Source organism: Lysobacter sp. 5GHs7-4 (genome assembly GCF_021284765.1).
Classification (GTDB): Bacteria; Pseudomonadota; Gammaproteobacteria; order Xanthomonadales; family Xanthomonadaceae; genus Lysobacter.
In genome coordinates this window covers 872,752-886,504 of sequence record NZ_CP089924.1, presented here as the reverse complement: position 1 = coordinate 886,504, position 13,753 = coordinate 872,752, and the positions used below count along the sequence as shown (strand labels likewise).

General features: G+C 66.7%; 15 protein-coding genes. 6 read left to right on the top strand and 9 right to left on the bottom strand.

Going from position 1 to position 13,753, the window contains the following annotated elements; translation table 11 throughout:
- Positions 1-172: 172 nt before the first annotated feature.
- Both LVB77_RS03715 and LVB77_RS03710 read left to right on the top strand, forming a co-directional pair.
- Positions 173-655 carry a hypothetical protein gene (locus LVB77_RS03715; protein ID WP_232908868.1) on the top strand — a complete coding sequence of 161 codons (483 nt, stop codon included), beginning with the start codon at positions 173-175 and terminating at the stop codon, positions 653-655.
- Positions 656-909: 254 nt separating this feature from the next.
- The gene (locus LVB77_RS03710; RefSeq protein WP_232908867.1) at positions 910-1,572 is read left to right on the top strand and encodes a hypothetical protein; all 663 of its coding nucleotides are present in this window, start codon (positions 910-912) and stop codon (positions 1,570-1,572) included.
- 47 nt (positions 1,573-1,619) lie between these two features.
- Here the strand turns inward: LVB77_RS03710 and LVB77_RS03705 are convergent, their stop codons facing one another.
- Entirely contained in the window at positions 1,620-2,597 is a 978-nt protein-coding gene (locus tag LVB77_RS03705; protein WP_232908866.1) for an alpha/beta hydrolase, read from the bottom strand.
- A gap of 136 nt (positions 2,598-2,733) precedes the next feature.
- On the opposite strand from LVB77_RS03705, the gene LVB77_RS03700 reads away from it, so the two are divergent.
- Positions 2,734-3,621, top strand: coding sequence for an AraC family transcriptional regulator (locus LVB77_RS03700; protein WP_232908865.1), 888 nt, complete (start codon positions 2,734-2,736; stop codon positions 3,619-3,621).
- A 73-nt stretch (positions 3,622-3,694) separates the two neighbouring features.
- Here LVB77_RS03700 and LVB77_RS03695 read toward each other — a convergent pair whose 3' ends face one another.
- Entirely contained in the window at positions 3,695-4,207 is a 513-nt protein-coding gene (locus LVB77_RS03695) for a lysozyme inhibitor LprI family protein (RefSeq protein WP_232908864.1), read from the bottom strand.
- 200 nt (positions 4,208-4,407) lie between these two features.
- Between LVB77_RS03695 and LVB77_RS03690 the strand changes: the two genes are divergently transcribed.
- Positions 4,408-5,043 (top strand): hypothetical protein, encoded by a 636-nt coding sequence (locus tag LVB77_RS03690; RefSeq protein WP_232908863.1) that lies wholly within the window; start codon positions 4,408-4,410, stop codon positions 5,041-5,043.
- A gap of 50 nt (positions 5,044-5,093) precedes the next feature.
- Here LVB77_RS03690 and LVB77_RS03685 read toward each other — a convergent pair whose 3' ends face one another.
- The 7 genes from LVB77_RS03685 to LVB77_RS03655 form a co-directional block, all read right to left on the bottom strand.
- Positions 5,094-6,515: an XVIPCD domain-containing protein gene (locus LVB77_RS03685; RefSeq protein WP_232908862.1), complete on the bottom strand. Its 1,422-nt coding sequence runs from the start codon at positions 6,513-6,515 to the stop codon at positions 5,094-5,096.
- A gap of 34 nt (positions 6,516-6,549) precedes the next feature.
- The gene (locus tag LVB77_RS03680) at positions 6,550-6,960 is read right to left on the bottom strand and encodes a hypothetical protein (RefSeq protein WP_232908861.1); all 411 of its coding nucleotides are present in this window, start codon (positions 6,958-6,960) and stop codon (positions 6,550-6,552) included.
- A gap of 85 nt (positions 6,961-7,045) precedes the next feature.
- Positions 7,046-7,297, bottom strand: coding sequence for a hypothetical protein (locus tag LVB77_RS03675; protein WP_232908860.1), 252 nt, complete (start codon positions 7,295-7,297; stop codon positions 7,046-7,048).
- A 59-nt stretch (positions 7,298-7,356) separates the two neighbouring features.
- Positions 7,357-8,952, bottom strand: a complete 1,596-nt coding sequence (locus tag LVB77_RS03670) for a hypothetical protein (RefSeq protein ID WP_232908859.1) — start codon at positions 8,950-8,952, stop codon at positions 7,357-7,359.
- A 212-nt stretch (positions 8,953-9,164) separates the two neighbouring features.
- Positions 9,165-9,632, bottom strand: a complete 468-nt coding sequence (locus LVB77_RS03665) for a hypothetical protein (RefSeq protein ID WP_232908858.1) — start codon at positions 9,630-9,632, stop codon at positions 9,165-9,167.
- A gap of 32 nt (positions 9,633-9,664) precedes the next feature.
- Positions 9,665-10,825 (bottom strand): LamG domain-containing protein, encoded by a 1,161-nt coding sequence (locus tag LVB77_RS03660; RefSeq protein WP_232908857.1) that lies wholly within the window; start codon positions 10,823-10,825, stop codon positions 9,665-9,667.
- Positions 10,826-11,045: 220 nt separating this feature from the next.
- On the bottom strand, positions 11,046-11,573 hold the full coding sequence (locus LVB77_RS03655) for a hypothetical protein (protein WP_232908856.1): 528 nt from the start codon (positions 11,571-11,573) through the stop codon (positions 11,046-11,048).
- A gap of 411 nt (positions 11,574-11,984) precedes the next feature.
- On the opposite strand from LVB77_RS03655, the gene LVB77_RS03650 reads away from it, so the two are divergent.
- Both LVB77_RS03650 and LVB77_RS03645 read left to right on the top strand, forming a co-directional pair.
- Complete coding sequence (locus LVB77_RS03650) at positions 11,985-13,004, top strand: alpha/beta fold hydrolase (RefSeq protein WP_232908855.1); 1,020 nt, start codon at positions 11,985-11,987, stop codon at positions 13,002-13,004.
- The gene (locus tag LVB77_RS03645; RefSeq protein WP_232908854.1) at positions 13,001-13,426 is read left to right on the top strand and encodes a hypothetical protein; all 426 of its coding nucleotides are present in this window, start codon (positions 13,001-13,003) and stop codon (positions 13,424-13,426) included. Before LVB77_RS03650 ends, LVB77_RS03645 begins: the two co-directional genes overlap by 4 nt.
- Positions 13,427-13,753 lie beyond the last annotated feature (327 nt).

Below are 13,753 nucleotides of genomic sequence, written 5' to 3'. Positions count from 1 at the left end.
CGACTGCGCACGTCCGGCATCGAGGCGGCTGAGTGCACGGTCGCGGCTTGCGCCGCTCCTACCCCGGGGCGCTGCGATGCCGTCAGCGGTGCGTAAGCGATTGGATGGCTGGGCGCTTGCATCGCCGCGGCCCGTTCTGCGATGGTGCTGCCGGCCCCCACCCGAGAACGCCATGTTGCGCACGCTGCCGCTGCTGCTTTCGATCGCTGTGAGCACGTGCGCCTACGCCGCAGACGGCCCGCCGATCTCGGCCACCGCCAAAGCCATGGCCTCGGCGTATGTCGAGGGTCTGAAAAAGATGGTGCGCGGCAACGAGACCACGGCCGCCGAACTCGCCTGCGTCGACCGCATTCCCGGCACCGCGGTGGAGGCTGCGATGCAGAACGCCATCGATCAGGCGCTGAATGCGGACGAGCGGGCGGAGATGGAACGCTTTTACGCCAGCCCCGAAGGCCTGCGCGTGTTCGCGCTCTACAACCGCTGGGGCGACACGCAAAACCCACCGAGCGCCGCCGAGTTGGAGGACATCCTGCCGCTGGTCAAATCGCCGGTGCAGACCAAGCTACTCGACGCCACTTCGTTCCAAAGCCTGGGCCCGGCCGAGGCCCTGCGGGCGCTCCAGCCGCTGCTGGCGCGCTGCTCCGGGCCGGGTTAAGGGACCGGCCGACCGGCCCTCGCTACGGTTCGGCGACTGAGTTCAGGGCCCCGCCCCATTCGCGCCGCAACGCCTGTGGGAGCGGCGTAAGCCGCGATTTCCCCAAGCGCAGACAACTCCGCCCCCCGTTGGCCCACGACCTCCACCGCCCCACAGCGCCAAACACCGCCCGGAAGCGCGCGCAACGCCACTCCTCTTTCGCTATTGCCCCCTAACTGCAAAGATAGGCCGGGTTCAATCGGCAGGGACGCGTGATGACGGAGTTACTCGGCACGGGGGGCACGTCCTTCCTGATCACCGTCGCGCTGCTGCTGTTGGTGCTGTATGCGGCCAAGGGCATCAACAGTCTGCACAACCGCAAGAACCAGAACCGCAAAGAATTCCTGCAGATGTGGGACCAGAGCCGCATCCAGGACGACCTGTGGCTGGAGCTGACGGTGCGCCACCTGTTCGGCGCCTACCTGCCCGTGCGCGTGATCCATCTGGCGCTGGCGCAACCCAACAAGAGCGAAGCGCTGCGGCAGTTGTCGGAGCTGTGGAACCTGTTCGACTACAACCCCGAAACCGAAATGGTGCGCTGGCGCAACAAGCGCCACGCGACCATCGCCCGCCGCAGGGCGGTGTGGCGGATGATGCTGGCGATCTACTTCATCGGCGCCTCGGTGGCCGTGGCCTCCGCGGTGGCCGCCGCGCATTTCGGTCCGGGCACGTTCGAGGGCTGGGTGTTCGGCATCTTCGCGATCGTGTCGGCGTCGGTGGCGTTCGGCAACGTGTGGCTGGAAGAGGGCTTCCGCATCTCGGTGGATCGCGGCGACTCCTGGATCGACCGCATCAATCGCGCCGCGCTGCGGTCGCGCCGAGTGCCGGCCAGGGAATCGACGAAGCGGGCCGAGCGGCCGGCACCGCTCGAATCCTGAGGGGCATCGCGCCCGCTACGCCGCGCCGCGATCGCAACCGGCTTCGCTCACACGCGCCATAACCTGCGCGCCTCCTCTGCGATCACCTCCGGGAATTCCTCCTGGAAGAACAGCTTGCCCTTCGGCACGCGCCGCACGCCTCGCGAGCCCGGGAAGATTCGGTCCAAGTACTCCGCGTCGGCCTGATCGAAGATGTCGTCGGCCGCGCCCCACACGATACGCACGGGCACCTGGCTGCGCTTGAGCTGCGCCTCGATCCCCGCCAGCGGATTGGGCGTCAGCGCCAGGTGGAACGCGTGATACTGCGCGCGGCGCAGCGGCGTGGCGACCAACGGGGCGACGTAGTAGTCGATGGTCTCATCGGCGAAGCGGCTGGGGTCGGCGAAGACGGCGGCGCCGAAGGTCGCACGGGCCTTGGCGCGGTCGGTCAGCCATTCGGCGGTGGCATCGGCCAGGGTGCCGGCGCGCGCCATGTCCAGCACCGGCTGGATCTTGGGCGGCGGGCTGTCGGGTTCGACGTCGCAGTTGCTCAGCAGCAGGCTGCGTACGCGCTTGGGGTAGCGCAGCAGGAACAACTGCGCGACCGCGCCGCCGCTGTCGCTGGCGACGATATCGACCTGTTCGACTTTCAGCGCGTCCAGCAGCGCGTCCAGCATGGCCGCCTGATCCTTAGCGGCCAGCGGCTGATCGGCCGGAATTTCCGAATACCCCAAGCCCATGAAGTCCGGCGCGATGCAACGACGGTACGGCGACAGGCGATCGATCGCGCCACGCCACTGGTAGCCGTTGAGCGGCGCACCGTGCAGGAACAACGCGGCACGGCCGTGGCCGCGTTCGACATAGGCGATCCTGCCGAACGGCAGTTCGGCATAGCGGCGGGTGGCGCGGTAGGCGGCGGCATCCAGCGGCGCGTGAACGGCCGCCTGCGCGCCACGGCGGCGTGCGACGGCCTGCGGCGCGTAGGCACCGGCGACGCCTGCGGCCAGGCTTGCAGCGGCAAGGGTGATGAACTGTCGGCGTTGCATGAATGCGGTCCTGTGGGGTGACCGGTCCATCCTGGCAACGCGCCTGCGTATAGGCGCGCACAAACGGACGGTGCCGGGCACGCAGGGATGATTTTCGGCACTGTCGGCCGCCGTCCGCCGGGCCGAGGATCGCCCCATGAGCGACCGCCCCGCCTGCTACCCACCGCCGTCTACGGCACTGTCGGCACGCACCGCCGCCGACCGCGCGCCCCTGCTGGACGTGCTGACCTCGCCGGTACCGCAGGGCGTGTTCGACTCGCCCGTGGACGGGCGCCACGTGCTGTGCCTGCATCTGGGCACGCCGGTGCCGGTGTCCTACCGCGCGGACGGCCATCAGCGCAGCGGCGTGCGCCTGCACGGCCAGTATTGCGTGGTGCCGGCCGGCAGCAGCACCCGCTGGGTACTGTCGCAACCGGCGCGCTCGTTATTGCTGCGGCTGACGCCGTCGCTGTGGCAGGACACCGCGCAATCGACCCACGCACGCGGCGCCGGACTGGCGCCAGCGATCCACGTACGCGACCCGCAGATCGAACGCATCGGCTGGATGATGCAAGCCGAAGAACACGACGCCTATCCCAGCGGCCGCTTGTTCGCCGACAGTCTGGCGACCGCGCTGGCCGCGCGTCTGCTGACCCTGCAATCGCGCCGGCCGCCCCACGACGACACCCGCGGCCGCGCCCTGCCCGCCTGGCGCCTGCGTCGCGTGCAAGAGTATGTCGAAGCGCACCTGGACGAACCGCTGTCGTTGCTGGAACTGGCCGCCGTGGCCGGCTACAGCGGCTCGCACTTCAAAGCGCTGTTCAAGCAGGCCACCGGCGTTGCGGTGCACCAGTACGTGTTGCAACGACGCGTCGAACGCGCGCGCGTGTTGTTGCTGCAGGGCGGGCAGCGCATCGGCGATATCGCGCTGGCGGCGGGGTTCTCGCATGCGAGCCATATGGCGCGGTGCTTGCGGCGGGTATTGGGGCAGAGTCCTTCGGAGTTGATGCGCGATGCGGCCGATGCGGGTCGTATCGTGCACTAGTCTTTACGCATGCGCTCTCCGGCTGCGCGCCCACCCGTGTACGTGCAGGACTGACCAGTTTGGCGGCAGGGTCTTAATCCGATGACTGCCTTAACGCGTCCAGCCTGTTCGTAAGTTCCACAGCCCTACTCTGACTCAACTCCATGCGGCAGACTTCCTCCAGGCTTGCAGCTTCGTTACGCGACATGCCTTGCAGGAAAGGATCCAATCGACATTCCGCATCGCGGTAATCGCGCCAAGTTTGATCGGAGGCATCCAGATATTCGGACAAGTCGTCCAAGTACGCGCTGTCTTCTGCAGAGTAGGCCGCGTAGCGCTTCCTAGCGGCAGTCCTTATGTCGCGACTCAGGCGATCCAACTCCGCCGACAGGACATGCATTTCTTTGTAGGGCAGGCAGGTATTGGGGCGGACACGCTCACAGGCTGCGATTTGCGTGTCGGGCATCTTCGCGTAACACGCTTCGCGCGCCTCGGTATCGCCCGTAGCAATGCAATCCGGCTCCGCCGCTGTCGCTGCGCCGCCAACAAACACGGTCATCAGGACCAACGCCAAAGTTGGGCCAGAGACTCTGCTGATTTTTCTCATCGCGCGCTCCACGCCGCCGGTTGCGACTTGGCTGACACTGCAATTGTCGGCTTGACGCAGGCTAGCCCACAAGGATCAAGACATGCACGGTTTGGCACACGACTGCCAGACCATCGGCGTCGCCTGCGATCCGTTTGTCGTCTCTTGATGGCCGCGCTGTTCGGCGCGAATATGCCGTAGTCATCACGACAGGAGGTCGTATGCTTGAGGAAGTGATCAAGGCCGGGGGCGGGTCTTATCTGATCTTTGGCGTGGTAGCTGCCTTGGCGTTCTATGCGATTCGCGGCTTGTTCGGCCTGCAAACGCGCCGGGGGCAGCATCGTCGGGAATTCTTGGAATTGTGGTCCGACGGCCGGCCGCGCGATGCATTGTGGATGCAGGTGGCGGTGCGCCATCTGTATGGATCGCATCTCCCGTCGCCGGTGATTCAACTGGCTTTGGCGCGACCCGACAGCAGCCAAGCGCTGAGCGACCTGTCCGAGCTTTGGGATCTTTTGGTATACGACGGTAGTACTCGTAAGGTTCGCTGGCGCCGCGCATCGCACTCTACGATGGCACGCAGGAAGCTATTGCGAGTCGGCCTATTGCTCGCATACCTGGTTTGCGCGTTGTTTGCTGTTTTTTGCGGCTACGTGTCCGCGCGTTTCGGTCCGTACACGCTCAATGGCTGGGTCTACGGCTTCTGCGGGGCAGTTGTAGGCTTTATGGCCTACATCTGCATAACCAAGGAAGACAGCGTAGCTGTGGCGGTGCGCGTTGGGGATGCCTGGGTTAACCGCATCAATCGGGCTGCCATCCGATCGCGCAAGCGCGTCGGCGTCAAAGCCAGCAACTGAAACGCCACGCTCCGGCGCGACATCATGACAATGTCGCGCCACTACTCGGCTTAAGCCGTACGCCCCGTCTGCCGCCCCTGCGCCTGCGCATCCTGCGCGGGGCCGCCCTGCTGGTTCGCCTCATACATCCGATTGAGCTGCGCCACCGAATCGGCCACCGGCGTGCGCACAGCTTCGTCGGTGCGCATGCTGGCCAACTGGCGGCCGGGGTTTTGCAGGTCGCCCTGCACCACGATCAGGTTCTGGCCGGCCGCCACGCCTTGCGCGTTGGCGCTGCTGAGCACGATGTGGTCGATGCCGGTCAGGCCTTGCTTGCGCGCCAGGCAGGCGGCGCTGGCGGCCATGCAGGCGCTGTCGCCGTCGTACTGGCGGCCCAGGCTGGCGTCTAGGCGCCGGGTGGCGGCTTCGGCCTGCGGCAGCAGCGGGTCGTTGCTGCCCAGCGAACCGTGCACCGGACCGCGGCTGCCCGGTGCCGGCTGCGTGTCTTGCGGAGTGACCGGCGCCGCGTTGGGCGCGGGTGCGTTGGGCGCGGGTGCGTTGGGGGCCGGCGCGTTCGGCGCGGGCGCGTCCTGGTTCTGCGTGGGCGGCACCAGGCGCTGCAAGGTCGCCGGGTCCAGATTGCCGGTAGCGGGCAGGCCCTGCGCGTTCTGGTAGTTGATCACCGCCGCCTGCATGGACAGGCGATACATGCCGTCTTCGGCCAGCGGCTGGCCGTCGGCGCCGCGGAGGCCGGCGGCGTTGAGCCGCTGCGCCGCGGCCGTCACTTGCGGATCGGATTCGCCGATGCGGATCACGCCGTCGTCCACCACCGGGCGCGGCTCGATGCCCTGCCCGCGCCGCGGCGGGTCCAGCGACAAACGGCCGCTGGTCAGGTCTTCCATGTAGTTCTCGTACTGCTGGTGATAGCGCGTGTCGACTTCCATGTGCACGTGCACGGCGCGCGTGGCGGTGTTGTTCTGCGTGCCCAGCGCCTGGCCGTACTGGATGGTGTCGCCCTCGCTGACTGCGATGCCGCTCATGTGGCGCACGCGCGCGATGACTTCGCCGCCCTCGCGGTCGTAGATGTCCACCAGGCCCTGGCCGGCGTCGACGCGGCCGACGTAACCGGCCAGCGGCGACGGCACGTCGACGCTGCGCACGCCGGCGGCGCCGTTGGCCAGACGTGAGTCTTCGAGAATGAAGTCCTTCTTCTCCAGCACCTGGTTTTCGCTGAGCCCGTAGTCGCGGCGCGCGGTGCGCACTTCGATTTCCTGGATCTCGCCGTCGATCACCGCGTGCTGGCGCCCGGCCTCGGCGCCCGTCACCACGCCGTTGACCACGCGCGCGGTGGCGTTGGTGCCCGGGTGGTGGGTCACCAGACTTTCGAAGTCGGTGACCGGGATATTGGCGGTGCGGCCCTTCTGGATCACGCGGTACGGCGTGGGGTCGGCCGGGGCGGCGCCTTGCGGGTCTTGTTCGTTCTCGTTGGCCATGGCGGCGATTCCTTTCGAGTTCGGCCGGCCGCGTTCAGCGGCAGCGGTAATAGGTGTTGGACTGCCGGTAGTTGACCACCGTCAACGCGCCGTGGTCCTCGCCGCTGAGCAGCAGGACTTCTTCCAGCCGGATGGTGTCTTCGTTGATGTGCAGCTGCGAGACGATCTTCCAGGCCTGCGGCGTCTTGGAAATCTGGGTCACGCTGACCGGCTCGCGCCAATCCTCGTAGCCACTGAGCTTGCGCGCGCCGATCTGCATGCGCGAATCGTTATCGTCGGCGTTGGGCTGCTTGCAGGCATCGGGGCTGTCGCCGATCCAGACGCCTTGCAGCACGGCGGGGTAAGTAATGGCCGAAGACTTGCCCTTGGCGGGCGAGGCGGTGCAAGCGATGCACAGCAGGGCCGCGGCGGTGGCGGCGAACACGTAGCTCAGTTTGGGTTCCATGCCGCGTCCTATGCGATGGCGTGGACTAAGAGTAGTGGCGCGACCGCGGTCCCGCTACCGTCCAACCCGGTCCACAGGCGACGGCCTAACGCACGCGAATCGCGGTGAGCGACTCAACCCAGTGACGCAGGTCGTTGGCGGCCAGACGGACGGCCAACTTGGCATTCTTTTCGGGGATTTCGCGGAACAGCACCTTGGCCACTTGCAAGGCGTCGCCGTTGAGATCCTGAGTCAGCTCCGGATACCCGCTCAGATGTGCGCCCACCCTGAACTCCTGGGCCAGGATGGCCAGCGCCGACGCCTGCTCGGGGTCGATATTCAGTTTCGGGTGACTCATGGGGTACCTCCTGTACTCGCCAATGTAGGGGCGTAAATAGGCTTACGCAAGCAAAACAGTCACTTAACACAGTGTACGCCGACCAATTGCGGATAAGCGGCCACGCCGTCGTCGGTGCGGCCATCGGCCGTCCATTCGGTGCGGTTATGGGTGCGCAGGTTCAGCACCACCCCCAGGGCCCCGTCCTGCAGCTCGATTTGCTCCGCTTCGCCCCGTAAGGCGTCCTTCCACAGGGCGATCGAGCGCGACCGGGGCTTGCCCGCCGGCGGTTTAGCCAGCTGCGCCATGCCCAGGCTGGTCATGGTCAGCACCGAACAACCCGGGTCGTCCGCCAGCACGGTGGCGTAACGATTGGGCCAGCGGGTGCTCAGCTGCGGCGCGTCGGCCAGCAGGGCGATGACCAGATTAGGCCCGACCGCACGCACCAGCTCCACTACGGGGTCCTGCCGCGCCAGGTCTTCACAAACAAGGCAGCACAGCGTCATGTCGCCGTCCATCGCCATGAAGTTGATCTCGCGCGAGCCGACTTCGATGTGCTCCCACCAGTCGTGATCGGTGGCCAGCGCACCGCCCAGGCCGTACATCTGCACCTGACCGGCATCCAGCCGCCAGCGGTGGTGCTTGCCCTGCCGGATCGTGACGCCCAAATGCCCTGCCGCGCGGATCCACACGCGGTTCTTCGCCGGTAAGCCCGTCTCGCCAGGCTCCAGCACGCCCGCAACCAACAAAGCGCCCTCCGCCCGCTCGTCGATCAATGCGCTGACTTTCTCGAACTGTTCCGGTGTCAACGCCGCCTCGGGAAACACCACCACGTCCACCCGGCCGCAGAGGTCTTTTGCGCCGGCCAACAGTTCCTGCGTCCACCTCAACAACGCAGTGGCCGCGCGTTCTGGCACGTAGTCGAAACATCCGTACTTGGGCGCCAAGGCCACACCGTCGCACTGCGCCTCCTGGAACTGGCGCGGCTTGACCACCAAGGGCCAAGGCGCCAGCACCACGTTGAGACGCGAGCCGTAGGGGTGCGATAAAGCACGCCACTTCGCGCGCGAGTCCGCGCCCATGTGTAAGGCCAAGTGATGCGACATCGAACGCAGGGTCAACCCATTGCGCGGCGTGTGTTGTTTGGGCAATACCGTCAAGGTTGACGCGGGAATGCCGGGCGTGAGCGTGTGATGGCGATGCAGCCGCAAGCGGCCGCGGCTCAGGAACTCGTCGCGCGCGCCGCTGGACGGGCTGGGCAGGCCGATGCCGATGCAGGCCTCGTCGCAGATGCCCAAAAGCTCGATGATGCGACCCAGCAGGCGCTCGTCCCGCTCCAGCAAACGCAGCTCCATGCCAGCCGCGGAGACGATCGCTTTCCAGCGCCGCGCGACCGGATCGGGCAGCTTGACGACGCCGCCCGCGGGCGCCGCCGTGCAGGCTTTACGCCATTGCTTGGCATAGTCTTTCGCCCGTTCGTTCCAACTGCGCGAGGTGCCCGCTTGCCAGTTGCGCAGCACGCGCGTGTAGCCGCCGGTACGCTTCAGCAGCAGCGCCGCGATCGCGAACAGGTACGGCGGCCAACTGGCGAGTTCGTCGAAATCCGCCCAATCCTCGCCCAGCAACTGCGAGCACACATCGCCGATGGTCTCGTAGCGAACAGCATCCTTCTTCACAGCGTGCCCTTCCTTAGCGCGTGCGTTCGTGAGGGCATCGATGGCCCATCGGTGAATAGCGATTGTTGGGTACGGCCCAAGACCAGGCAAGGGTTAATTTTTGCGCACCGCTCGCAGGGGCTTACGCGCGAGCCGCGGCGGGTAACCCCTGATGTTGGCGCAACGTGATAGCCGCACCGCTCGCGGCACGGCCTGACACGCGGCGCGCTTGTTTACTTCCCCGATACCTTACGCGCATTCGCCAAGGCAGCTGCGCTCAACACCCCCTGGTTCTCGGCCAGCTTCAGCAACTGCGCCTCCACCAGCGATGCGGACGTCGAAGCACTGGCCGCAACCGTGGCGGCCGCCTTGGCGTCGGCCTGCGTTTCCGAGCGCAGGAAGCGGCCTTTCACCGTGTACTGCGGCGCGCCGTCCTGGCCCACGGCTTCCACACGGATGCCGTTGTAGCCCAGCACCGGCGGCAGCTCCTTGGATGGCACGCCGGCGCCGGTGGCCAGCGCGCTGGACAGCTGCGACTGCAGCGAGCGGATGGTGGCGGGGTCGGTGACGGTGAGCGTGGGATTGGGCCGACCGGAGTAGACCAGGTAGGTCACGCGCAGCGCGGTGGGCGCGTCCTGCGCCGACGCCAGCGGCGCGGCGATCAGCGACAGCAGCAATGCGCAGGCGGCCCAGGCTTTCATCGGATGCCTCGGTGCGAAGGAGGGAAACAGGTTCATCGGATTTCCTCGTGGCCTTGGTTCTGCACGCTGTCCGACCACAGGCGGAAGTAGCCGCAGAAATCGGTGTAGTCGCCTCTATCGGCGTACTCGGGGTCGTAGATTTGCGCGCCGGAGTTGTCCAGGTTGGTGGCCGGCGTCTGTCCGGGCTTGTGGCTCCAGGTGCCGAAGCGGTCGCGGCGGTACCAGTGGTAGTCCTCGTTGGGCGCGACCACCAGGGCCACGACGGTCTTGTAGCTGGGGTCGTAGGGGTCGGTGATGGGTTCCAGGCCGTCGCTCACGGCGGCGGCATGGACCACGGCGCAACTCATGCCCACGGCGGTCTGCCCCGACGCGCGGCCGGGCTGGGCGAAGGTGTTGGTGCGTTTGTTGTTGGCGTAGTTGTAGCAGTTGTTCATGGTCATGGAGCCGCCGTTCCACCCACTGGGCTCGTACAGCGGCATGCCCGGCGCCATCACCGTGGCGATGTCGTCCAGGTTCAGCGCGCGGCTGTACAGGTGGACCTCGTCGATACGGCTGTTGAGGTAGCCGGTGCCCTCGACGTTGCCGCCGATCAACAGCGGCGCGTCGGTATTGCTGCCGATGTCCAATTGCAACGGCCAGCTGCCGGCCTCGTTGCCGTCGATGTAGAACTGCACCGTGCCCGCACTGCGCGACACCGCCACCGCGACGTGGTGCCAACGGTCCGGCACCAACGCCATCGCGGTCAACGACGAGTACGGCGCCTTGCGCGACGAACCGGCCAGCCGCAGCGTCAGGCGCCGGCCGGTGGAAATGGCGAACAGGTAGCCGCCGTCGATGCCACGGTTGTCCAAAATCGTGCGGTTGATGATGTTGCCCGGGCCGATGCGCACATAGGCGGCGAAACTGAAATCGCCGCTGGCAAAACTCAGCGCCGGCGAGTACGGCACGGTGTAGTACTTGCCCGTGGCCAGACTGGCGCCGCGGTTGGCCCAGCCCCAGGACGTGGTGTTGGTGCCCACCGCCGTGGCGTCGTGGCCGTGGTTGGTCACGTCGGTGGCCACGGTGGAGATGGCCTGAAAGTTCCACCCCGCCACCGACCAGCCCTGCACGACCGGCGTGGGTTGCGAACGAGTGGTGGCGATGGGCAACAGCGCGCCCACGACGAGCGCGCAGAGTACGGCCTTACCGTTCATGCGAAGTCCTTATCCCCGAAGTCCCCTGGGGCCGGCGGCGTGGCGCCGGCCCGATCCAGCCGGTGTGCCGGCTGTTGCCGCATCTTGTGGCTGGGGGAAATGGAAATGCAAGGCGGCGGCGCGGGGTGCGGACGCGTGGCCGGCCGCCCGGCCGTCCTATCCAGCGGCGTCGCGGTCGGCGACCGCATCCGCCCCTCAGCGCACCACCGGCCCTTACTCGCTAGAACGAGGCATACAGCTCAGCGACCTGCTTCTGAACCTCCGCCTTAAGCCCCGTGGCTTTGTCCTGATGCGCCCTGAGTTCCTCTGCACTGGGCAAGGCCGCCTTTCTCACCATCGCGTTTCTGAAGTCCATGATCTCGGCGATGGCGCCCTTGAGGCTCGCGTAGCTGTCGTTCGCCTTGAGCAGGCCGAGGCGAGAGGCCGCGACATGCGCACGGTCCGCGTTCTCCTGCAGCAAGTCGTCGCGCTCCTTTAGCTGCGCATGCGTTGCCGGCGAGATCTGTGCCGGGGATCCATACGCGTCCTCCACCATCCACGACAGTCGCGAGACGAAGTTCGCGTGCGTGTTGAAGAACTTCTCCACCACGTCCACCGCCTCTTCCACCATCCTGACCTTGCGCGCCCGCAGCTCTTTCACTTTTTCGTTGTGGTAGTTCATGCGCAGCGCCACGACCGAGAACAGGCCGCCGATGACGGCGCCCAGTCCGATCTTCGCGATCGAGTCGATGACTTCCACCCAGGTCATAGGGCCCTCCCAGCGTCCGGCGCCATGTTCCGGCGGACCACGGTGGGGCGGTACGGTCGCCTCGGCCCACAGGTACTGCGCATGTTGGGAACCGGCGCCGGCCGAGCGGAGCGCATTGGCGTGGACCCGGCACCATGGTCGCGTAAGGGCCGCCACCCCCATAGGCAGCTCGCGGCCCCCTGACCGGGTTACGCCCCAGCGATCGCCCGTCATTGCCTTAGTCGGCGCGCGGCCGAGAATCGCATACTGGCGCACCCTACCGCCGTTCGGCCATCGCAACGCGTGCATGGGACCGCTGCGCCGCAACGCGCCATGCGCCGTTGCGCCCAGGGCCGGCCGACACCGCTCATATCGACGGGCGCCGGAGAATGGCGTATCACTCCCGCTCAGGGGCCAAGGAAGGGGCGAGCGGTGGACAGCCAGTGGATCAAGCCGAAGTTGGATGCGGCCGCGCCGACCGTGGTGTACGTGCACGGCATCATGTCCGACGGCGCCAGCGCATGGAAAAACAAAAAGACCGGCGCCTATTGGCCACGCCTGGCCGCCAATGAGCTGAGCGACGCCGGCGTCTACGTTTTCAGCTACCACAGCCGCGCCTTCAGCGGCCGCTTCCACGTGACCGACGCCGCCGACGCGCTGTGGGACGAACTCAAGCGCCACGGCATCCTGCAATCGCGCATCGTCGTGTTCGTGTGCCACAGCATGGGCGGCATCGTCGCCCGCCGCCTGCTAGTGCAGCGCCAGAGCGAACTGGCCGAGCACGGCACCGTCATCGGCCTGTTCCTGGTGGCCTCGCCCTCGGCCGGCTCACAATGGGCGAACTTCTTCTACCCGGTCATCAACCTGTTCAAGCACGCGCAAGCGCAGATCCTCAAGGCAGGCGAGGACAACCAGTGGTTGACCACCCTGGGCACCGACTTCCGCAACCTGATCGCCAAGCCCAAGCCGATGATCCGCGGCAAGGAGCTGATCGAGGAGCGCATCGCCTACGTCTGGTTCCTGCCCTGGATACGCCCCATCGTCAGCCGCGACGAAGGCGACCGCTACTTCCCCGACGCCCGCGTGATCCAGCGCTCCAACCACGGCTCCATCGCGAAGCCCGCCAATGCCCAGGCCCAGCAGCACCTGCTGCTGACCGAGTTCGCCAACGAGCTGGTGCGCATCAGCTTCAGCGTGACCCTGGGCCTGCCAGCCGGCATGAGCTTCCGCCAAGCCATCGGCAGCCTCGCCGCCGTGGAAACATGCACCGCGCAGTACCGCGGCCTCAGCGAGGCGCAGCTCAAGACGCCGCTGCCGCAGGAGGCCCAGGTCAACGGGCCCGACACCGCCGCCGTGGCCGAACGTATCGTGGCCGCCTACTTCGGCGGCGAAGCCGCCCAATTCAACGTGACCGTCAAAGACCGCGTCATCACCGTGGAGACAACGCCATGAAGGCCCACTGCCGATGCCCCAGCCCGCCGGGCGGCTCCGTCACCTGCGACACCCATCAGGTCGCGTATTGCAAAGTGGTGGGGGGCGAGACGTTTTCGGGGTGCCTGACGCCGCCGGCGGAAGAGGCGTACGCGATACACGACCCCGAACGCCGCTTGCGAGCACTGCTGCGGTGGGTACTGATGGAGATCGAATTCTCGACACTTCCAGGCGACTTCGAAGTCGAAGCTATGCAGGATCTGTTCGGTGTACCGGACGGCTACTCGCAATGGCTCGACCAGATCCAAGCAGGCGCGCCGCTGCAACTGGAGGGTTGGGCATGGGTGGACGGCGTGATTCAGCGATCGCAGGTAACGATCCGGGTACCTGAGCAGTATGGCGACCCCCGCCAGGTGCATGAGTACGGCTATGCGCCGGCGTGAAGCATTGCGGTGGGCTTGGGCTGCGAACCTAGCTAGCCGGCTGGAATCGCCCTCTTGGGTCGATTTGCACAGAAGTTGGGGATTTAATCCACAACTCTGTCCATAAAACGGGCAGGCCTGCGGGTTGTATGGGCATCGCTGCTCGTTTTCTGGACAGCGATGCGGTCCGGAACCGCACACGACCGGCTTCTACGGGCAAGCGACGAGTTCAAACGGGGATCGGACCGGCTTTGGAGCGCAAGCGACCGGTTCCGACGGGCACGCGACCGCCGCTGGAGGGCAAGCGACGAGTCCCGACCGGCACGCGACCGCGTTTAGGCCGCTGGG

Coding starts and splice junctions, on each gene's coding strand:
- LVB77_RS03715 (WP_232908868.1), top strand. CDS start 173: ATGTTGCGCACGCTGCCGCTGCTGCTTTCGATCGCTGTGAGCACGTGC.
- LVB77_RS03710 (WP_232908867.1), top strand. CDS start 910: ATGACGGAGTTACTCGGCACGGGGGGCACGTCCTTCCTGATCACCGTC.
- LVB77_RS03705 (WP_232908866.1), bottom strand. CDS start 2,597: ATGCAACGCCGACAGTTCATCACCCTTGCCGCTGCAAGCCTGGCCGCA.
- LVB77_RS03700 (WP_232908865.1), top strand. CDS start 2,734: ATGAGCGACCGCCCCGCCTGCTACCCACCGCCGTCTACGGCACTGTCG.
- LVB77_RS03695 (WP_232908864.1), bottom strand. CDS start 4,207: ATGAGAAAAATCAGCAGAGTCTCTGGCCCAACTTTGGCGTTGGTCCTG.
- LVB77_RS03690 (WP_232908863.1), top strand. CDS start 4,408: ATGCTTGAGGAAGTGATCAAGGCCGGGGGCGGGTCTTATCTGATCTTT.
- LVB77_RS03685 (WP_232908862.1), bottom strand. CDS start 6,515: ATGGCCAACGAGAACGAACAAGACCCGCAAGGCGCCGCCCCGGCCGAC.
- LVB77_RS03680 (WP_232908861.1), bottom strand. CDS start 6,960: ATGGAACCCAAACTGAGCTACGTGTTCGCCGCCACCGCCGCGGCCCTG.
- LVB77_RS03675 (WP_232908860.1), bottom strand. CDS start 7,297: ATGAGTCACCCGAAACTGAATATCGACCCCGAGCAGGCGTCGGCGCTG.
- LVB77_RS03665 (WP_232908858.1), bottom strand. CDS start 9,632: ATGAAAGCCTGGGCCGCCTGCGCATTGCTGCTGTCGCTGATCGCCGCG.
- LVB77_RS03660 (WP_232908857.1), bottom strand. CDS start 10,825: ATGAACGGTAAGGCCGTACTCTGCGCGCTCGTCGTGGGCGCGCTGTTG.
- LVB77_RS03655 (WP_232908856.1), bottom strand. CDS start 11,573: ATGACCTGGGTGGAAGTCATCGACTCGATCGCGAAGATCGGACTGGGC.
- LVB77_RS03645 (WP_232908854.1), top strand. CDS start 13,001: ATGAAGGCCCACTGCCGATGCCCCAGCCCGCCGGGCGGCTCCGTCACC.